The 21,031-nt window shown below is 64.9% G+C and carries 9 protein-coding genes and 1 pseudogene; 8 read left to right on the top strand and 2 right to left on the bottom strand.

Going from position 1 to position 21,031, the window contains the following annotated elements; all coding sequences use genetic code 11:
* Nucleotides 1-25: 25 nt before the first annotated feature.
* Nucleotides 26-226 (top strand): hypothetical protein, encoded by a 201-nt coding sequence (locus HWX09_RS18905; RefSeq protein ID WP_080681169.1) that lies wholly within the window; start codon nt 26-28, stop codon nt 224-226.
* 64 nt (nt 227-290) lie between these two features.
* Nucleotides 291-13,094 carry a filamentous haemagglutinin family protein gene (locus tag HWX09_RS18900; RefSeq protein ID WP_027780987.1) on the top strand — a complete coding sequence of 4,268 codons (12,804 nt, stop codon included), beginning with the start codon at nt 291-293 and terminating at the stop codon, nt 13,092-13,094.
* Between the two features lie 568 nt (nt 13,095-13,662).
* Here HWX09_RS18900 and HWX09_RS18895 read toward each other — a convergent pair.
* Nucleotides 13,663-14,988, bottom strand: a complete 1,326-nt coding sequence (locus HWX09_RS18895; RefSeq protein ID WP_027780986.1) for a substrate-binding domain-containing protein — start codon at nt 14,986-14,988, stop codon at nt 13,663-13,665.
* Between the two features lie 687 nt (nt 14,989-15,675).
* Between HWX09_RS18895 and gspF the strand changes: the two genes are divergently transcribed.
* Nucleotides 15,676-16,893, top strand: a complete 1,218-nt coding sequence (gene gspF, locus HWX09_RS18890) for a type II secretion system inner membrane protein GspF (RefSeq protein ID WP_027780985.1) — start codon at nt 15,676-15,678, stop codon at nt 16,891-16,893.
* Nucleotides 16,894-16,901: 8 nt separating this feature from the next.
* Here the strand turns inward: gspF and HWX09_RS18885 are convergent, their stop codons facing one another.
* Nucleotides 16,902-17,348: a type II secretion system protein N gene (locus HWX09_RS18885; RefSeq protein WP_051421295.1), complete on the bottom strand. Its 447-nt coding sequence runs from the start codon at nt 17,346-17,348 to the stop codon at nt 16,902-16,904.
* 160 nt (nt 17,349-17,508) lie between these two features.
* On the opposite strand from HWX09_RS18885, the pseudogene gspG reads away from it, so the two are divergent.
* The 5 genes and pseudogenes from gspG to HWX09_RS18860 all read left to right on the top strand — a co-directional run bounded on the left by gspG (nt 17,509) and on the right by HWX09_RS18860 (nt 20,905).
* Nucleotides 17,509-17,891, top strand: a pseudogene (gspG, locus tag HWX09_RS18880) (type II secretion system major pseudopilin GspG).
* 4 nt (nt 17,892-17,895) lie between these two features.
* Nucleotides 17,896-18,402 carry a GspH/FimT family pseudopilin gene (locus HWX09_RS18875; RefSeq protein WP_051421294.1) on the top strand — a complete coding sequence of 169 codons (507 nt, stop codon included), beginning with the start codon at nt 17,896-17,898 and terminating at the stop codon, nt 18,400-18,402.
* 194 nt (nt 18,403-18,596) lie between these two features.
* A complete protein-coding gene (locus HWX09_RS18870; RefSeq protein ID WP_027780982.1) occupies nt 18,597-19,343 on the top strand; it encodes a secretin and TonB N-terminal domain-containing protein in 747 nt (248 codons plus the stop codon).
* Nucleotides 19,344-19,349: 6 nt separating this feature from the next.
* A complete protein-coding gene (locus HWX09_RS18865) occupies nt 19,350-19,898 on the top strand; it encodes an RNA polymerase sigma factor (RefSeq protein WP_011354683.1) in 549 nt (182 codons plus the stop codon).
* An 11-nt stretch (nt 19,899-19,909) separates the two neighbouring features.
* Entirely contained in the window at nt 19,910-20,905 is a 996-nt protein-coding gene (locus HWX09_RS18860; RefSeq protein WP_027780981.1) for a FecR domain-containing protein, read from the top strand.
* Nucleotides 20,906-21,031 lie beyond the last annotated feature (126 nt).

The following is a 21,031-nucleotide window of genomic DNA, read 5'->3' as shown; positions in this document are numbered from 1 at the left end:
TACGAACCTTTCATACGCGGCCGGAATGGTCCGTAACACCCGCCACGCCGCTGCCATCGGGCTTTCGTATGTTCTTGGGATTCCAGTGGCCGGGTTCGGGCCCGGGCGCAACGACCAGACGCGGCAACGGATCGACGCCGCTTTCGGCGCGATCGTCGTCCAGCGCAATTTCATAGGATTCGGGGTGAAGAATGGCAGCACGCGCATGCACGGCACGACAACCTGACGCGACGGGTTCGCGTCCGGTCCTGAAATCGGAACTGCGACCGCTGGTCCGGGCCGTGGCCCTGATGCTGCTGACCGGGGCGTCCGCGCACGCGCAGGCGGCCGGCATCATGAACCTCGGCGCGGCGACCGCGCGCGCATCGGGCGGTGGCGCGGCTGGTGCGGGCGGTGCGCCGGGCGTGCCGAATCTCGGCGTGTCGCCGCAGCAGGCGCTGCAGGCGAGCCAGCCGTCGATCCGCAACCTCGGCTACGCCGCGCACGCGATCGCCGCACAGATCGCCGCGCAGCAGAACGCGGCCGCGGCGGCGGCGAAGCTGCCTTCGACCGTCCCGAACGGGCTCGCGCCGGGCGGGTTGGAGGTGGCGCCGGGCATCACCTTTGCGAAAGACGGCAACGGCAATCTGGTCAGCCAGAATACCGACACGGGCAATCCGCAGCTGTGGGTCAACGCGAACGGGCCGCAGCAGACGGTCGATAACAGCGGCCACGTGAACGTCGACGTCAAGCAGACCGGGCAGAACGCGGTGCTGACGTGGCAGACGATGAACGTCGGCCGGCAGACGACGCTGAACTTCGACCAGTCGGCCGGCACGCAGACGAACGGCGCGAACAACTGGGCCGTGCTGAACCGGATCAACGACCCGAGCGGGCGGCCGAGCCAGATTCTCGGCAACGTCACCGCGCAGGGCGCGGTGTACGTGATCAACCGGAACGGCGTGCTGTTCGGCGCGGGGTCGCAGGTCAACGTGCATTCGCTGGTTGCGTCGTCGCTTAATCTGCTCGACATGAAGAACCAACTCGTGCCGACGGCCGAGGGTATCGTCGCGAGCAACCAGCAGTTTTTGAGTTTGCCGGCGGGGACGACGGGCGGACTGGCCTATCCGGAGTCGGGGAGTTCCACGGGGGTAGTGGGTTCGGGCGGCAAGCCGAACGAAGTGCTGGGCCTCGGTAATGCCGCGCTACTGACGGGCACTTATCAGGCGCCGGGCGACGTCACGATCGAGCAGGGCGCTTCGATCACGACGCATACCAACGGCACGGTGAGCGATGGCGGTTTCGTGCTGGTCGCCGCGCCGAACGTGACGAACGCGGGCAGTATCTCGGCAACGGCGGGGCAGGTCGTGCTCGCAGCGGGCGTGGGGGTGAGCCTGCGGCCCAATGCAACCGGCGCGACGGGCAACCCTCAAGTCTTGCTGCCGGAATTGAGCGGGCAGATCGTGACGACGGATCCGCAGACCGGCAAAACGATCGACGTCACGCCGGCCGGCACCTTGACCAATACCGGCATCGTCCAGGCTGCGCGCGGCAACGTGAACCTGCTCGGCAGCCGCGTCGCGCAGAACGGCGTGGTGGGCGTGACGACGAGCGTGAATACGCCGGGCACGATCACGATCTCGACGGCGGACGAGTATGCGTCGAACAATCCGCTGGGCAACCCGTATACGGGTTCAACCCCGGTCACGGGCGGCGTCGGTGGGGGCGACAACGTCAATCGTGCCGGCCTGCTGAGCTTCGGGCCAGGATCGGTGACGACGGTGCTGCCGGACAATAACGGCCAGACTGCGACGTCGACTCCGGGCACGACATTCACGCCCGGCGGCATCACGATGACGGCCGGCTCGGTCTGGTTCCAGGGCGGCTCGCTGATTGAGGCGCCGGGCTCGAACGTGTCGGTGACGGCCTACGCGCCGTCGGTGGTGACGAACAAGGTGGCCGGCCAGACCGCGGTGCCGGGCCGGATCTACGTGGATGACGGCGCGACGATCGACGTGTCGGGGCTCGCGGACGTCCAGACGCCGATCTCGCAGACGCTCGTGACGATCGACCGAATCGGCCAGAACGAACTGGCCGATTCGCCGCTGCTGCGCAACAGTTTCCTGTTCGGGCTGAAGGGCGTCGTCGTCGACAGCACACTGACGGGCACGCGCAGCGACGGCGTGCAGTGGGTCGGCAGCCCGATCCTGAACCTGTCGGGGTACGTGAACCTGATTCCGCGTACGGTCGATCAACTGCTGACCAACGGCGGCACGATCACGCTGTCCGGCAACGAGGTGATGACCGCGACAGGTTCGTCGATGAACCTGAACGGCGGGTATGTGCATTACAACGGCGGGATGGTCAATACCACGCGGCTCGTCGACGCCAACGGCGCGATCGTGCCGGTCGGTCAGGCGAGCCCGTACGACAACTATGTCGGCATCGCCGGGCAGTTCGTCGAGAGCCATCCGCGCTGGGGCGTGACGAAGTCCTGGTACAACCCGCTGCTGACGGGCGGCACTTATCAGTCCGATTACATCGTCGGCGGCAATGCGGGCACGCTCGACCTGTTCGCGTCGCAGGCGCTGGTGCTCGACGGCGACATCAGCGCGCAGGCGTTCGGCGGCGCGAAGCAGATGCAGGGCAACAGCCTGCCTTCGGGCGGCACGTTCAACCTCGGCGCGGATCCGAAGCTTGCCGGCGGAGCGTTGGCCGGGATGACGTGGAATGCCGCAGCCAATTCGCTGATGCCGATCAGCGCGATCTCGGGCCTGACGATTCTGCAGGACGAGGCGCCGCAGCTTGGCGCGTTGATGTCGGGCTTCTCGATCGATACGCCGCTAGACAAGAATGCTTCTTCGACGCTTGCCGGCAACGATCCGAGCAATCTGTTGACGACGCGGGTCGTACCGGTCGCGACGCTGAACAGCGGCGGCTTCGCGAACCTGAACGTGACCGAGGACAAGAACGCGGGCAAGGGCATCGTGGTTGCACAGGGCACGCAACTGAACTTGCAGCCAGGCGGTACGATCTCGCTGAACAGCCCTGCGGTAGGGGGCGACGTGAATGTCGGGGGGCGGCTGTCCGCGCCGTCCGGTTCGATTTCCATCACGAGCGGAGGCAACGTCGTCGTCGGGCCGCAGGGCGCGATCAGCGCGGCCGGCCAGTGGGTGAATAACGATGTACAGGCCGTGCCGGCCACGACGCCGGGCAACAGCCAGTTCATCAACGGCGGCAGCATCTCGCTGTCGGCGACGCAAGGGGCGACATACGTCAACGGCGACGCCGTGGACACGACGGGTTCGGTCCTGCTGCAGCCGGGAAGTGTGCTCGATGTATCGAGCGGCGGCGAAATGCTCGCGAACGGCCAGTTGCTGATGCAGAACGGTGTGCCGGCAGGGCGTGGCGGCAACGTTACGTTGCAGACGTACGCCGCTCCGCAGGCGACGCAGCAGTTCGGTCATACGCGCGACGGTGGGTCGCCCTTGCCTGCTACGCAACCGACTGCGGGCACGATCGCGATGGGCGGCACGATCCTGAGCGAAGGTTTTTCAGGGGGCGGCACGCTGACGCTCGAGGCGCTCGGCTTCCGGATCGGTGGTGACCGGGCGGGGGCGGCGCCTTGGGACGTGTATCTGCCCGAAAACTTCTTCTCGCAACAGGGTTTCGGCAAGTACGTGCTGAACGCGTACTACGATTCGACCATCGCACCTGGCGCAGCGGTCGCGCTGACGCAGTTGAATCGCATTCCGGATGCGCTGGCGCTCCAGCAGACAGGCTCGGGTGCGAATCTGTCGACTGGTGGCCTGACGACGACCGGTCAACTCGACGCGTATCACCGGCAACCGACGAACCTCGTGTTGACGGGCGGGAATGATGTGGCGTGGCAAACCGTGCCAGACGGTCCGACGCCATCGTATCCGGGCGTGACCGGTGCGGTCACCCTGTCGGCCGGTGCATCGATCAATGCTGACGCGGGTGCGAGCGTTGCTCTCGCGTCGCCGACGCAGGTTACCGTGCTCGGCTCGGTGGTCGCGCCGGGCGGGTCGATCGTGTTGAGTGCCGATACCGGAGCCACGACCGGTCAGCCGGGGCAATTCAATGTCTTCACGCCGAGCAACAGCCGGTCTGTCTGGCTCGGCGCCGATGCGACGCTCGACGTATCCGGTGTAGCGCTCGTCAATCCGCTGGCAACGCCGGTCAAGATCGGTGGAACGACCGTCGTGCCGAATACCGGGAAGGTTCTGCCAGGCGGTTCGGTGATGCTGTCTAGCGATACGGGCTACGTGGTCACGCAAGCCGGCTCGAAGATAGACGTGTCCGGCGCATCGGCGAACTTCGATCAATTGCAGGCGAACGGCACGTATGCGTCGCAACCCGTGTGGAGTGATGCCGGGTCGATCACGCTATCGGCCGCGTACGGCCTTTTCGCGGACGGGGCGCTGGCCGGTCATGGCGGTGCGCCGCAGGCGCGGGGCGGCATGCTGACGATCCTGCCGCATTCGAACAGCGGTTCGACCGGCGCGACCGCGCTCGTCGTGCAGCAGAGCGGGATGCTCGTACCCGCCGGGCTTGCGCCGGGCGAGGATTTCCCGACGCCGATCGATTCGAACACCAACCTGCCGACCGGTCAGCCGACCGGCGTGATCCAGTTTGTTGCCGATCGTCTGAATGATTCGGGGATTGCGAATCTCGTGCTGGGCAATGGCGCACCCTCTCCGTTTTCGGCGCCGCCGATCGTGTTTGCCGGTAACGTGAATCTGACGCTGCCGGAGTCGGTGACGCTGAATACCGGCCGGATCGCAGCAATTGGACTGGATCAGTTGTCGACGCTGCTGTCGAAACCTGCATTGCAGGCAGATGGTAGCTCGACGTTCACGAACCTGCTCGCGCAACCGCCGGCCCAAGCGCTCGGCACGACGGTGACGATCAACGCGCCTTATGTTGCGCTTACCGGTCCGATGGCGCCTTCGTCGACACCGACGTTCACGCCGGTCGCGACGCTCTCCGATGCGACGCTGAGCGTGAATGCGTCGTTCGTCGATCTGCGCAACCAGTTCCAGCTCAACAATTTTGGCCAGGCCAATTTCAACAGCAGCGGCGATATCCGGCTGAGTTCGACCAATCCGTCGGGCAACGTGCTGTCGCCGGGTGTGCTGTATACGCCGGGCAACGTGACGTTCAATGCTGCGAGCCTGTATCCCGCCACCGGCACCACGTTCATCGTCGACGCGGTCGGCCCCACCGATCCGGTTACGGGCAAGCTCGCACCGACTACCGTCACGTTCGGTTCGACCGGTTCGTCGGGCACACCGCTGTCGGCCGGCGGCACGCTGCTCGTCGATGCGACGAACATCGTGCAGGGCGGCACCGTGCGCGCGCCGTCGGGCTCGCTCGTATTCGGCGTCGGCGATCCGACGAACAGTGCGACGCAGAAGCAGTTCGGCAGCCTGCCGCTCGTCGCGACGGATTCGGTGACGTTTGCGAGCGGTAGCATCACGTCGGTCTCGAACGGCACAACGACCATTCCTTACGGCACGACGGTCGACGGTGTCGAGTGGCAGTTCAATCCGCTCGCGGGCACGACCGCGTCCGACCTGAATGCGCCGCCTGCCAAGTACATCGGCGTGAACGGCACCAGCGTCGCGCTCAACAAGGGCGCGACGATCGACCTGTCCGGCGGCGGCGACCTGCAGGCAGCCGAATGGGCGCCGGGCACGGGCGGCACGCGCGACGTGCTGTCGCAATACAACGTGAGCTATGCGAGCGGCAAGGGTGCGACGGCGGTGCCGACCAATGCCGGCGCGGGGAATGTCTATGCGATCGTGCCGGGCGTACAGTCGCCGGTGGCCGCTTACGATCCGGTGTTCGCGCAGTCGGTGCAGCCGGACGTCGCCAGTAATGGTACGGCGACGACCCAGACCGTCACGCTCGGCGTCGGCCAGGCCGGAACGAACGATTCGATCGGCAAGGCCGTATACCTGTCCGGCGTGCCCGGCCTCGCAGCCGGCTACTACACGTTGCTGCCAGGCAAATACGCGACGCTTCCGGGCGCGTATCGCGTGACGGTGTCGGCTACGACCGGCAACGTCGTGCCGGGTGCGTCGCAGGTGCTGCCGGACGGTACCGTCATGACGGCCGGATACTTCGCCGATGCGGTGACGGGCGGTCGCAGCGCGACGCCGATACTCTTCAACGTGCAGTCGGGCAACGTGTGGCAGCAATACTCGCAATACACGCTGAAGGGAGCGAACGCCTTCTTCACTGCGCAGGCCGCGAAGCAGGGCAACGTGACGCCGCCGCTGCCGGTGGACGGCGGTCAGCTCGTGCTGGCCGCGACGAAGGCGCTCACGCTCGGCGCGACGCTGAACGCGGCGGCGGGTGCGGGCGGCGCGCCGGCCGAGGTCGACATCGCGTCGCAGGACATCCAGATCACCGGCAACGGCAGCGCGGCGCTGCCCGGCTATCTGCAGATCGGTGGCGATGCGCTCGATTCGCTGAACGCGGGCAGCCTGCTGATCGGCGGCACGCGTGCGGCGACGACGAAGGGCGTGACGATCACGCCGATCGCGAACAGCGTGGTGGTGTCGAACGACGCGAATTCGTCGCTGAAGGGGCCCGAGATCCTGCTCGTGACGAAAACGGACGCGAGTGGCACGGATTCGAACGCGGCAAACGGCTTGCGTGTCGACGCAGGTGCATCGATCGTGGCGGCAGGCGATTACCCGGCGGCGAAGGACCAGCCGATCGCGATCGCCGGCGACGGCGCGATACTGCGCGTGTCGAACGGCGCGATGGCGCCGCTCACGCGCACGGGCGGCACCGGCACCGGGCTGCTGACGGTCGGCGCAGGTGCGACGCTGTCGGGCGGCCAGGCGCTGATGCTCGATTCTTCGGGCAATCTGAAGGTCGACCCGAGCGCGGTGCTGTGGGCGAAGGCGATCACGGCGGACGGCTCGGCGATCACGTTCACCAATGCGAGCGGCGCGGCCGCTGCGAACCTGCCGGGGTTCGTGATCGATCCGGCCGGGCTCGCGCAGCTCGCCAACGCGGATCTCGTCACGCTGCGCAGCTACGGCGCGATGGGCTTCGTCGGCGACGTGAACGCGACGTTCGGCAAGAGCGTCGACCTGAGCGCGGGCACGTTCACGAGCGACGGCGGCCGCGTGACGCTGAACGGGCAGCAGATCGCGTTCACGAACGAGACGGGCGCGCCCGACGGTACGGCTACGCCGGGCAGCGGCACGCTGACGGTCAACGCGAAAGAGATCGATTTCGGCACGGGCACGAAGACGCTGAGCGGGTTCTCGTCGGCGAACATGACCGCGAGCGGCGGCATCGTCGGGCAAGGCACGGGGACGTTCGATTTCGGTTCGCTGCCGGTGACGCTCAACGCGCCGGTGTATCTGGCCGATACGAGCTCGGCATCGAACGTGAAGACCGCCGGTGCGCTGACGCTGAACGGCGCAGCGGGCACCGCATTGACGAAAACGCCGGTTGGCGGCGCATGGAAATTCGTCGGCGGCACGCTTGCCGACAACGGCGCGACGATCGCCGCGCCGGCCGGCAACGTGAGTCTCGAGGCGACGAACGGCAACCTGACGATCGGCAGCGGCTCGACGGTCAGTTCGGCGGGCGTGTCGAAGCAGTTCTTCGACGTGACGCAATATGCGCCGGCCGGCTCGATCGTCCTGACCGCCGACGCGGGTACGGTCGACGTGCAACCGGGTACGACGCTTGATTTCTCGGGTGCGAAGGGCGGCGGTGCGGCGGGCAGCCTGACGCTGTCGGCACCGAAGCAGGTCGTGAATCTCGACGGCACGATCAAGGGCGGCGCGACGAACGGCTATGCGGGCGGCTCGCTGTCGCTCGACACGGTCGGCGCAGCCGACCTCGATTCGCTGGCCAAGACGCTCGCATCGAGCGGCGTGAACCAGTCGATTGCCGTTCATACGAAGTCGGGCAACCTGACGCTGTCGGTCGGTAACGCGCTGACCGCGCACTCGGTGTCGCTGACGGCCGACGGCGGCGCGGGCAATGCGTCGGAGACCGCGAACGGCAACGTGAACGTGCTGGGCACGATCGACGCGTCGGGCAAGTCGGGCGGGCAGATCGACCTGTACGGACGCAGCGGTGTCGATGTCGAGGGTACGCTGCTCGCGCGTGGCTCCGATCCGACGCAGCGCGGCGGCAAGGTGAATATCGGCACGAGCGCGGTGTTCGATCCGACGGTTTCGAATCCGTACAACGCGACCTACGGCTACGAGAACATCGACCCGTCACGCTCGGGGCTGATCCGTGTCGGCGCGAATGCGCTGATCGACGTATCGGGCGGGACGGCCGGCGGATTGTCGGGCGGCACCGTGAATTTCCGGGCGCCGCTGCTCGCGGACGGCAGCATCGATGTCCAGTTGCCGAATGCATTCAACAGCGGCAAGGGCATCGTCGGTTCCCGCGCGACGACGCTCGAGGCCTACGCGGTGTGGAACACGACCGATGCGACGTCCGGCGCGCAGCACTTCGACGGCATCGTCGACCCGGCGGGCTGGTACGACAGCAAGGGGCATCTGCTGGCCGGCACGTTCACCGCGCAAGGTACCAATCCGCCGACCTTCACGTTTACGCCGGATGCGAGCGGCGACGGCGGCGGCACGCTGACGAACGACGCGACCGGCGCGCAGGTGACGCTGACGGACAGCCAGGCCGACCTGGCTTCGCTGTATAACGGCATCACATCGATCGGCTTTCCGGGGATGAGCAGCGCGTACTTCGTGCCGACGACCGCGAACGCCGATCATCAGAATTTCTACGGCGGACAGATCGTGAAGGCGAGCGATGGCACGCTGTCGATGACGCCCGGCACGCTGATGGGATTCATTCAGAGCGGGCTCGGCGCCAATGGGCCGATGCTGCAAGGGGCGACCTCGGGCATCGCGAATTTCCGCGTGGCGCCGGGGATCGAGTTCGACAACCCGAGCCCGGCGATCAATGGCGGCAACATCTCGATCCTGTCGAACTGGAATCTGGGCGCGGGGCTGCCGAACAACAGCGGGACGATCGTGCCTTCGTATCGCTACAAGGGGACGGTCGCGCCGATGCTGACGTTCCGGGCGACGAACGACTTCGATGCGGAAGCAAGCATTACCGACGGATTTTTCCAGAACCAGGTCGCGACGATTCTGGGGGCGGCGGGGAATGCGTCGGCTACGGGGACGTACGCCGCAGCGCTGGCGTTGTACAACAACCTGATGTCGCTGGACGATCCGGCGTCGATTACCGTGCAATTGACGGATGGTTCGACTCAGTCCTTGTCCTCATTCGGTAGCAACTCGGGGAATCCGCTATATGATCCGAACATCGCGTTGAACGCGCCGCTCGTGAAACAGACCGCCGATTATTATTCGAATTATCTGGGCTATGCGAATGCCTGGGGTGGTTATTATGATCTTTGGATGAATGGTAGTGCGAGCAAGGGTAATTATTCGCTTCATGTAATGACTTATTCTCCGCTCTTTACGTCTGCGCCAATTATTTCAGATTATGGTTCGTATCAGGATTATTCGAGTGCGTATTCGACATGGCTGAATGGTTACAATGCCGTAACCATCACTGGATTGGTCAGGAATGGAGTGGTTGTGTACAATAAATTTGGCACGCCTACTCCTCCTGTTCTGCCGTCTAGCCCCACGGATTACAGTGCCTATATTTCATTGTATGGAAATTTTTATGTCGGTAAAATTTCCATCATTAAATCCAGTTCCAGTGTATTGGTGCATCCGAACAATGCATTCAGTTTCGTATATGCTCCGCTCGCACCGTTGTCTATCCCGGATACGGGGATTGCCAATATCGGAAACTTGCCAGGTAACGTGCCGGCCAATGTTGCAACCTCCGATAACCCGTTGCCCATCAGTTTTGCCGCGCTCCTCGGAGGCCAAAGCTCGTCATACCGCCTGGTCGGCGGCGCCGATCTGACGAGCGCCAATCCGCTTGCCGTGCAGCCTGCTGCTGCATTCAACGTCGGCAGTGCGTCTTCCGGCAACGTAACGCTAAACCGGCACACCGAGTACGTCGATTCGAACGGATTGACGTTGCTTCAGCCGACGACGATCCGTACCGGCACGGGATCGATCGATATTGCAGCTGGCAACGATCTTGCGCTGGCGGATACGACTGCACCGGGCGTGGTATATACGGCGGGCGCGCCTGCGCAGGGTTCGCCGGCATTGGGTATTACCACGGCAGTTGTGAGTGGCAGCCCGGGCCTGCAAGACATTCTGGTTACACCGGCTGTGAATCCCGATTCGGCCGGCGACATATCTATTCGTGTGCAGGGAGACATCAACGGCATCCAGAACGTGGCCGATGCGGCAGGCGCGGTGACCGGCGGCGCCGGGAACAGCATCAGCCAGTATTGGTGGCAGTGGATGGAGATCACTCCGGGGACAACTGCCAATAACAGTACGATCGTCGCTCCGTTGACCCGATCGTCGATCGATTTCGGCGCATTCGACCAAGGCGTGATGAGCGTCGGCGGCAACGTCTCGATCAGTGCCGGTGGCAAAATTTCGGACCTGGCCGTATCGCTGCCGACCACGTGGTACCTGAATGGTAGCGGCAAGCCTGTCATTGTCGGCGGCGGAAACCTGGCGGTGCGAGCGGGCGGCGACATTCTGAGCGGCGACTACTTCGTCGCGAAGGGAACGGGGACGATATCGGCTGGTGGAAGCATCGGGTCGGATATTTCCGTGGCGTCTCGACAAACTGGAGTGGCTCCGCTCGACGTGTCGACGGTGCTTGCAACTCAGGACGGAATATTCGACGTTACTGCGCGCCAGGGCGTGGATATTGGTGCGGTACTGAATCCGTCTTATTCGAGCAGCTTTGCGCAGAGCGGCGGACAGCCGACTGCTATCGTCAATCTTTTCGATTACGGCCAGTATCCTGACAACCAGGGCTATTCACCTGCTTCCGCGGTCAGTGTGCTATCCACGACCGGCGACGTCCGGCTCGGTTCGCCCGGGGGCATGTTGACCGGCGCGAACGGCGTGCTGCCTGCGAGCATGAATCTGATTGCGTTCGATGGTGCGATTGATGTTCAATCCGGCGGTGTCCTCTATCCGTCGGCTGTTGGTCAGTTGAATTTGATCGCGGACCAATCGGTGTACCTTTCCAATGTATCAGGCATGCGAACCAACGCCGCATTGCCCAATACGTTCGGTTTGTCCGACGCCGATCCATCACAGATGCCTTCGCCGACGAACCCGCAACTGAAGGTAAGTATCCCGGCGTTGACGAATACGGCACTCGCCGCACATGCTCCAAATGCGCTTCATGGCGACGACTTGCAGCCCGCACGCCTTTACAGTCTGAACGGAAGCATCGTCAACGGCACCGTCGATGCTCCCGGCTATAGTGACGGCCTCTACCGGAGTCTCGTCACACTGTCGATCGACAAGCCGGCGCTCGTGCAGGCTGGACAGGACATCGTGAACCTGGCGTTCTGGGGGCAGAATTTGCGCAGTTCGGATGTGACGCGGATCGTTGCCGGTCGGGACATTTACGACACGCCGATTCCTTTCACAGGAGGCGGCGCAGTTCCGGTTTTGTCGCTTGGCGGACCTGGTTGGTTTGATGTTCAGGCCGGGCGCAATATTGGCCCGCTGACGAGTCAGGCCGAGTTGTATAACCAGAAGGCCAACACAGATGGAATCGCGCACCCGTTCACGGGCATCGACGCAGTCGGCAACGCGAACAACCCGAACCTGCCGCACGAGAGCGCGAACGTCAACGTGCTGTTTGGCGTGGGCCCCGGCGTCGATCTGCCTGGGTTCATCTCGACCTATGTCGCGCCGGGCAGCTCGGTTGCCGGCGTGCCGAGCGCGACGCCCGCATTGATCGCGTTTATGGAGCAGTACGACGCGGGGCTTGGCGTCGATACGGGACTGCAGGTGGACAAGGACAAGGCACTGGCGAAGGTCGCCCAGTTGACGGCCGACGACGCGTGGAAGCAATTCCAGGCGCTGCCGTCTTACGTACAGCAGCTCTTCGCGGAAAAGGTGTTGTTCGGTGTGCTCGCGCAAGTCGGTGCGGACTTCAACGACCCCGCGAGCCGATACAGCGGCCAGTACGCGAGAGGCTACCAGGCGATCAACACGCTGTTCCCGGCTTCGTTCGGCTACACGGCGAACAATCTGGGCGGTGGTTCGAATGGCGCGAACAAGCAGGTCGACACGGGCAATCTCGATATCCGCAGCACGACGATCCAGACGCAGCAAGGCGGCGACGTGACGATCCTCGGGCCGGGCGGGCAGGCACTCGTCGGTAGTACGACGGCGCCGCCGCAGATTGTGGACGCCAACGGGAACGTGGTGGCGGGCCCCGGCACAATGGGGATTCTGACGCTCGAGAAGGGCAACGTCGATATCTTCACGGACCAGAGCGTGCTGCTCGCGCAGAGCCGGATCTTCACCGAGCAGGGCGGCGACATGACGATCTGGAGCTCGAACGGCGATATCAACGCGGGCAAGGGCGCGAAGACGTCGGCCGATACGCCGGCGCCGCAGTACGTGTGCGATGCGAACCACTACTGCACGGTCGATTCGCGCGGGCAGGTAACTGGTGCAGGGATCGCGACGCTGCAAAGCATACCGGGTGCACCGAAAGGCACGGTCAACCTGATTGCGCCACGCGGTACCGTCGATGCCGGGGACGCAGGCATTCGTGCGGGTAACCTGAACGTCGCCGCGTTGCGTGTCGTGAACGCGGACAACATTCAGGTGACGGGAAAGGCAACCGGTATTCCGCTCGTGCAGGCGGTGAATACGGGCGCGCTGACGGCTGCGAGTTCGGCGGCGTCGGCGGCGAGTCAGGTTGCTCAGGACATCGCGAAGAACAATGCATCGGGCGTTGCTCCGCGCCGCTGGACGATCAGCGTTCAGGTCGAGGGTTTCGGGGATAACGGCCCGGATGGCGGGTCGAAGCGACGCAAGTCGGAGCAGGTTGGTTACGATTCGTCGAACTCGGTTTCGCTGCTGGGGTTCGGCGCGGCGGGGCCGACCCAGCGGACGTTGCTCAGCAAGGAGGAGCTTGGAAAGCTGAACAGGTTCTGAATGTGACCGAGAAATGCAGGTTGATTCGGTAGCGCCCGATTCAGCCGGGTAGACTGGAAAAACACTCCTGCTTTGCATGTTTGAAGCGGGAGTTTTTATTTCCAATCTCCGAATCGTATGCGCTTGGAGCGTCTCTTTCATGAGCTGTCGGCGGTTGCGGTGTCGCAGGATTCGCGAAAGCTGCGTCCAGCACATCCTGAATGATTCGAGAGGCTGCTTCCGGGAGATGGGAGACACGACGCAGCATTCACTGAGACGAGGCTTGCCGTATCGATGGTGTGCGTAGCGAACGTTGAGACAGGTGAGAACGGTGTTGGCGACAGCTTGGGGATGCGGTTCGCTCCGGCCACGATCTTCCGCGTCTGACACGCGTGGCTAACGGCCACGGGTTATGGATCGTGATAACCATTGCATCGTGATGCCTTCGACTGCAGCGCGAATCGATGCAGTACGACCGATGTGGGTGTTATAGGCGGGTCGTTGACTGAGGTGGAGGTTTAAAAAAAACGGCCTCGATTGCTCGAGGCCGGTGCGCTGTAATGCCGTGTGTTGCAGGATCGGTTGTCGATTACCGGCCGGTGACGAAAGCGCAGGCCGATGCGTCGCCGATGTCCAAGTTGTTTCCGCTCGTGTTGCTCAGGAAGTTCGCGGAGATCGCGGTCTTGAAGCTCGACGGCACGGTGTCGAAGCCGTTGCCGTGCACGACCGACGCGTAGCTGGCGTTCGTGTAGTGGTTGTTCAGGAAGCTTTGAACATTCGACGTTACGCTCGGATTGGCATAGCACTGGCTCAGGATGATCTGGCTCGTGCCGGAAACCGGATAGCCGGAGGCCGGGTTGGCCAGCTGGCTGTAGGCCGTGCCGGAAACCGGAACCCACTGGGTCGGATCGGCGGCGGCGGTGCCCGACGGAGCAGCAATCGTACCGAGCGCCGTCGTCGCGTTCGCATACGTCGGCGCGTAGTACGCGCCCTTCGTCGAGTTGTACAGGCTGGCGATCGGGAGCTGCAGCGCGCCTGACGACGTCACGACCGTGCTTTGCGACGCGAGGAACGTGTTCGTGTAGTCCGGGCTCAGGTAGGCGACTGCGGCCGTACCGGCCGACGACAGCGATGCGAGCGAACCGCGAACGCCGCCGCTGCCCGAAGCCGCGACGAAGTTTGCCGGCACACCGGACGGGAACGCCGTCGTGTTCGCGAACGTCAGCGAATCGACGAACGTCACGCCGGCCTTCGTGTTGGCGGTCGTGCAAACCGCATGCAGGTGGCGAGTCAGCAGTTCGGTCGTGCCACTGCCGTCCGCGCGATAGACGACCGTGATCGGCTTGTTCAGCGAGTACAAGCCGCCTTCCGGATTGGTAACTTGGTTCCAGTTCGTCAGCTTGCCCGAGAAGATGCCGCACAGGTCGTCGTCGTTCAGCGCAATGCTGTGCGCCTGACCCGGCGTCGTTTGCGGCGTGATCGAACTCGTCACGGCCGGGCCGTTGACGACCGGCACCGTGATGGCCGTCACGATGTACGGGATCTGGATCAGCGGGCCGCTGTTTGCACCGACCGTGCCGGCGTTGTACGACGTGACTTGTGCCGTCGTCAGCGCGGCATCGCTGTTCGCGAAGTCGACCGTGCCCGTGACGCCCGCGCCGAGGTACGTCGGCTGGTTGTTCAGGAATGCGTTCTGGCCGGCACCCGAGCCGACCGAGTAGTACGTGAACGTGGCATTGGAAGTGCCGAACAGGCCGATTTCACCGGAAGCCGGCGAGTTGGCGCCGATCGTCGGTGCGACGAGCGACGAACCGCCACCTTGAATCACCGGGCCTGCGGCCATCGCGGCCGTGGCGCCCAGACCGGAAACAACGAGAGCGAGGACTTGACAGATCTTGCGCTTGCTGGATTTCATGAGAAATTTCCTTGAACGAAGATAAACGGGAACCCCTGCTACTGCGGTTGGAATGCTTATGGACCGCCGGGTAAATGTAGGTGTAAATCCGAATAACGCGTGTGAATTTTTTATAACGAATGGTGCGTAACATTTTCGCCAGAGAAGTCATTGCGTTACTCGGATTGATAAAGGGGCGATTTGGCCGCTATTCGACGTGTGCCGGAATTCCCAGATGTTGAGATTGTGTCGGCGAGCGCCGCTGTGCACCTTCGAGCGGGCTTGGAGCGGGATGCTGGAGCGCGTTTCCGCACGTCACGCGGACGGCTCCCGGCATACGGTGCCGCGCTATCGCAACTCCAAGTCAGTTTCGTGGCGGATGCTACGGAGCATTTCTTCCGGAGACGAATGAGTCATCTGTTGAAATTTTCCTGAAATTGATTGAATGGGTTTGATAAAAGAATGCTAATTCTTGCGTATCTGATCGTTAATCTTCAAGTGATTGAGGATGCTATCCGGAATGAAATCGTTTTTCCGATATAAGAATATCGATCGAAAGTAATAAAGCCCGCCAAAAAAGGTAGCCCAACATCCGTCACAAATTTGCGCCGGTTCGCTCCTTAGTCTTCTCCGGCGACTCCATCCGGCCCGTTGCGCAACATCGCCGGAAAAAGTCGTACGCGTGACACGAGGGCAGAGGGTACTGACATGTCGGCATTCCGCTACGAAGCGATCGATCCCACCGGCCGCACGCTGAAAGGCGTGCTCGAAGCCGACAGCGCACGCGCCGGCCGCAGCCATCTGCGCACGCAGGGGCTCACGCCGCTCGTCGTCGAACTGGCCGCGCAGCGTCTGCACGGCGAGCGTCATCAACGCCTGTCGCTCGGCCGCAAGCTGTCGCAGCGCGAGCAGGCGATCCTCACGCGCCAGCTCGCGAGCCTGCTGGTCGCAGGTCTGCCGCTCGACGAATCGCTGTCGGTATTGAGCGAGCAGGCCGAACGCGAATACATGCGCGAGCTGATGGCGTCGATCCGCGCGGAAATCGTCGGCGGCCATTCGTTCGCGAACGCACTGAGCCAGCATCCTCGCGATTTCCCGGAAATCTATCGCGCGCTCGTCGCGGCCGGCGAGCACACGGGCAAGCTCGGCGTCGTGCTGTCGCGCCTCGCCGACTACATCGAACAAAGCAATGCGTTGAAACAAAAGATCCTGCTGGCGTTCACGTATCCCGGCATCGTCACGCTGATTGCGTTCGGCATCGTCACGTTCCTGCTGAGCTACGTGGTGCCGCAGGTCGCGAACGTGTTCACCAGCACCAAGCAGCAACTGCCGACGCTGACGGTCGTGATGATGGCGTTGTCCGATTTCGTGCGGCACTGGTGGTGGGCGTCGCTCGCGGCGACGGTCGCGATCGTCTATGCGATCCGCAAGGTGCTGTCGCGCGATGCACCGCGGCTCAGATTCGACACGTGGGTGCTGACCGCGCCGCTCGCCGGCAAGCTCGTGCGCGGCTACAACACGGTGCGCTTCGCGAGCACGCTGGGCATTCTCACGGCGGCCGGCGTGCCGATCCTGCGTGCGTTGCAGGCGGCCGGCGAGACGTTGTCGAACCGCGCGATGCGCGCGAACGTCGACGACGCGATCGTGCGCGTGCGCGAAGGCTCCGCGCTATCGCGCGCGCTGGCCCATACGAAGACGTTCCCGCCGGTGCTCGTGCACCTGATCCGCTCGGGTGAGGCGACGGGCGACGTGACGACGATGCTCGATCGCGCATCCGAAGGCGAATCGCGCGAGCTGGAGCGCCGCACGATGTTCCTGACGAGCCTGCTCGAACCGCTGCTGATTCTCGCGATGGGCGGCGTGGTGCTCGTGATCGTGCTGGCGGTGATGATGCCGATCATCGAGCTGAACAACATGGTGCAGTGATGCGCGGCTCAGCGCACGAACGCGTTGGCCTTCTCCGTGGCGGGCAGCGCGATCTCGTGTTGCAGCCCGTTGCGGTCGACGACGATCGAGCGCGCGCGAACCTCGGCAAGCTTCGCGGTGTCGCCGATCGCCGCGCCGAGCGACACGACGCGCGATGCTTCGCCGCCGACGCTGACGATCGCAGCGGCTCGGCGTGCATCGAAGGCGAGTACGCCGAGCAACTGGATGGCATCGCGGCCGCCGTCGGGTTTCGCGCCGAACAACCGTGCGCCGGCTGCAACGTCGATCGACGTGGGCGGTGGTGCAAGCACTGCGACCGGCGCATCGGCGCCGCTCAATACGCGCACGGCCCACAGCGACACGGCGGCGAGTGTCGCGGCGGCGGCGAACGTCGCCGCGAGCTGCAGGAGATCGGTGCGGGACGGCGCGATGCGAAGCAGGTCGAATGGTTTCATGGCGACGGGTCGATGCGATGGGCACAAGACGTTTTCCATTCTTTGCTGCGAGGGTGAATGCATGATGACGGGCCTCAACGAAACCCGAACGTCGTACGCCGGCCACGCGGGCAGACAAGCGCGTCGCCGCACGCAACGCGGCTTCACGCTGATCGAGATCATGGTGGTGGTCGCGATCCTCGGGATTCTCGCGGCGCTGATCGTGCCGAAGATCATGAGTCGTCCAGACGAGGCGCGCCGCATCGCCGCGAAGCAGGACATCGGCACGATGATGCAGTCGCTGAACCTGTATCGCCTCGATAACGGCCGCTATCCGTCGCAGGAGCAGGGCTGACCGCACTCGTGCAGAAGCCGACGGTCGACCCGGCACCGAACAACTGGAAGGACGGCGGCTATCTGGAACGGTTGCCGAAGGATCCGTGGGGCAACGCGTATCAATACCTGAACCCGGGCGCGCACGGCGCGATCGACGTGTTCAGCTACGGTGCGGACGGCAAACCGGGCGGCGAGGGCAACGATGCGGACATCGGTTCGTGGCAGTGACGGCATGTGCATCGTGAAGCGGCCGATACGACACACACGCGTCCTGCGTCGCACGGCGGCGGGCTTCACGCTGCTGGAGATGCTCGTCGTGCTCATGATCGCCGGGCTGCTGGTCGCGGTCGTGACGCTCGCGCCGTCGCGCAACCGGCGCACCGATCTGGCGGAGGAGGCGCAGCGCCTGGCGAACCTGCTCGAATCGGCCGGCGACGAAGCACAGGTGCGCGCGATGCCGATCGCATGGCAGCCGGTTGGTGGCGGCTATCGCTTCGTGCAGCGCACCGAAGGCGGCGCCTGGGCGCCGATGACCGACGACCTGTATCGCGCACGCCGCTGGGGAAGCGAAGTGACGGGCGTGTCGGTGCGTTACACGGGCGGCGGCGAAGTGCCGTCGCGCGTGGTGCTCGGCAGCGAAAGCATCGATGTGCCGGTGACGATCACGCTGTGGTCCGGCGATGTGCGGATGGCCGTCGTCGGCACGGGCATCGGCAACTTCGTCGTGCGCCGGCCCTGAGCGGCGGGCGTCGTGGTTCGCGTGCGATCCGGCGATGCACGAAAGCGGTGCGGCGCGATTGAGTCGCGCGGCGATACGCTTCACCGGACTGTCACAGTGCCCGCTCACAATCTGTCGTTCGCTTGCGGCCGAACCGCTAACGGGGGTTTGCGTTCCGGCACGCGGCGTGCAACTCCACTTCCGTCCAGGGATTCATGACTCGTTCACGGGCGCCGACCGGTGTCCTGGCGCTCGTCGCGTGGCTCGCGTTCGTCGTGCTTTGCATGCGCGGCGTACAGGCACAGGAGACCGGTTCCACCGGCCGCCAGCCGGGCAGCGCGGTGCATTTCGATCTGCCCGCGCAGCCGCTCGCGAAGACGTTGCGGGATTTCGCGCGGCTCACCGAGCTGATCGTGCTCGCGCCGGCGCCGCTGCTCGACGGGCGCACGAGTGCGCCGGTCCAGGGCGATTTCGCGCCGCGCGACGCGCTCGAGCGGATGCTGGCCGGAACGGGGTTGAGTGCGAAATTCTCGCGCCCGGACGAAGCGATCATCGTCGCGCAGCCGGCCGCCGAGACGCCGCCCGCTCCGGCCGACCCGCCGGCGGATGCGGCGCTGCCGATCGACGGGATCGGCGATTCCGGCGATCGGCGCGCGTTCGCGGGCCTGCTGCAGGCGCATCTGATCGATGCGCTGTGCGCGCAGCCGGCGGCGGTGCCGGGCAGCTATCGACTCGTCGCGCAGGTGCGCATCGACAACAGGGGGGCGGTGGTGGCGGTCAACATGGTGGCATCGAGCGGTTCGGCCGCCCGCGACGCGGCGGTGATGCGCGCGTTGCGCGCGCTGAAGCTGGACGACGCGCCGCCTGCGGACCTGCCGCAGCCGGTCACGATCCTGCTGCGCCCGGCCGGCAACGGCGTGCATTTCCGTTGCCCGGCGCCGCAGCCGGTCGTTCGGGGCTAGGCCGCCATGTCCGACAGCAACCGCTCCGGGCTCCGGAATCTGCTGGCGACGCGCTACGCGTACCTGGTCAGGCGGCTCGAACGCGTGACGGGGTCGAAGGACGGCGCCGCCGATGCGCTGCACGAAACCTGGCTGCGCCTCGAGAACGCGAACGTCTCCACGCAGGTGACGAACGCGGACGCTTATATACTCGGGATGGCGAACAATGTCGCGATCGACCAGCATCGGCGCGAACGGCGGCATCTGCACGACGACGACGTCGAGACGCTGCTGGAGATGCCCGACGAACTGGCCGATCCCGAGCGCATCGTCGCGGCGCGCCGCAAGGTCGAGACGCTGAAGGACGTGCTGCGCGGCCTGCCGCCGCGGCGCCGCGCGATCCTGCTGGCCGCCCGCGTGGACGGCCTGCTGAATCGCGAGATCGCCGAGCATTTCGGCATTTCGCTGCGGCTCGTCGAAAGCGAGCTGAGCGCGGCGATGAAGTACTGCCTGCAGCGCATGCAGGAAGACGGCGATCCGTACACGGGCACGCGAGGCGGCCCGCGCAAATTTTGAGCATCCGGACGATGACGAAAGCCCAGGCCCAACCTGCCCACGACGAACTCGACGAAGCGAGTGCGTGGCTGCTGCGTCTGCGCTCGGGGGACGCGAGCCAGGCCGACGCCGACGCGTTCGAGCGCTGGTGTGCGGATCGTCCGCAAGCCGCCGATCTGCTGCGCGGCACCTGGAGCTCGCTGCGCACGGCCGCGACCGAACTCGCGCACGAGGAGCGCACGGCCGCTGCCTGGGCACATGTCGCCAGGCGCGAACGCACGATGCGCACCGGGCGGCGCGCGTTCATCGGCTTCGCGGTCGCGGCGGGCGCGTCATGGCTCGCGGTGCGGCCGCCGATGCAGCTGTGGCCGTCGCTCGGCGACATCGCGGCCGATTACCACACGGGCACCGGCGAGCAGCGCAGCGTCGCGCTGTCGTCGCGCGTGACGGTCGAACTGAATACGCAAACGCGTCTCGACGTGCTGCCGGCAAGCGATGCCGCGCATGGCGTCGAAGTCGTCGCGGGCGAGGCGGAAATCGACGCGGTCGCGCCGCCGGCCGGCCGCGCGACGCCGATCCAGCCGGTCACGGTGGTGGCGGGCGGCGGCCGCATGCGGGCGCTGGTCGCGCGCTTCAACGTGCGGCGTACGGGCTCCCAGGTCTGCGTGACGTGTCTGTCCGGAACGGTCACGCTCGAGCATCCGCGCGGCGGGCGTACGCTCAGTGCCGACGATCAGGTCGTCTACGACGACCGCGGCGTGCAGCCGGTGTCGCGGACCGATCCGGGCGCCGTCAGCGCGTGGCGGCGCGGCATGCTGGTGTTCAACGGCGTGCCGCTGTCGGACGTCGTCGACGAGATCAACCGCTACCGGCGCGGCAAGGTCATCCTGCGCAGCGCATCGCTCGGCGCGAACCGAATGCAGGCGCAGTTTCCGATCACCCGGCTCGACGACGTGATCGACATGGTCGGCCGCCTGTACGGTGCGCACATCACGCGCCTGCCCGGCAACATCGTGCTGCTGAGCTGAGCTGAGCTGAGCTGAGCTGCTTTCTCCGCGTTCCGCTTTCCTTCCTTTATCCCGCTTCCTTCAGGCCGCTACTCCGCCTGCCGCTCGGCTGCCCGTGCTGCGGGTTACGGCGCGTCGATACGACCT

Origin of the sequence: Burkholderia sp. BCC1208 (assembly GCF_902833095.1) — a bacterium.
Lineage (GTDB): Bacteria > Pseudomonadota > Gammaproteobacteria > Burkholderiales > Burkholderiaceae > Burkholderia.
This window is presented reverse-complemented; position numbering and strand designations above follow the sequence as displayed.

Excerpts from the sequence above, each read along its gene's own strand:
- HWX09_RS18905 (WP_080681169.1), top strand. The coding sequence starts at position 26 with ATGGTCCGTAACACCCGCCACGCCGCTGCCATCGGGCTTTCGTATGTT.
- HWX09_RS18900 (WP_027780987.1), top strand. The coding sequence starts at position 291 with ATGCTGCTGACCGGGGCGTCCGCGCACGCGCAGGCGGCCGGCATCATG.
- HWX09_RS18895 (WP_027780986.1), bottom strand. The coding sequence starts at position 14,988 with ATGAAATCCAGCAAGCGCAAGATCTGTCAAGTCCTCGCTCTCGTTGTT.
- gspF (WP_027780985.1), top strand. The coding sequence starts at position 15,676 with ATGTCGGCATTCCGCTACGAAGCGATCGATCCCACCGGCCGCACGCTG.
- HWX09_RS18885 (WP_051421295.1), bottom strand. The coding sequence starts at position 17,348 with ATGAAACCATTCGACCTGCTTCGCATCGCGCCGTCCCGCACCGATCTC.
- HWX09_RS18875 (WP_051421294.1), top strand. The coding sequence starts at position 17,896 with ATGTGCATCGTGAAGCGGCCGATACGACACACACGCGTCCTGCGTCGC.
- HWX09_RS18870 (WP_027780982.1), top strand. The coding sequence starts at position 18,597 with ATGACTCGTTCACGGGCGCCGACCGGTGTCCTGGCGCTCGTCGCGTGG.
- HWX09_RS18865 (WP_011354683.1), top strand. The coding sequence starts at position 19,350 with ATGTCCGACAGCAACCGCTCCGGGCTCCGGAATCTGCTGGCGACGCGC.
- HWX09_RS18860 (WP_027780981.1), top strand. The coding sequence starts at position 19,910 with ATGACGAAAGCCCAGGCCCAACCTGCCCACGACGAACTCGACGAAGCG.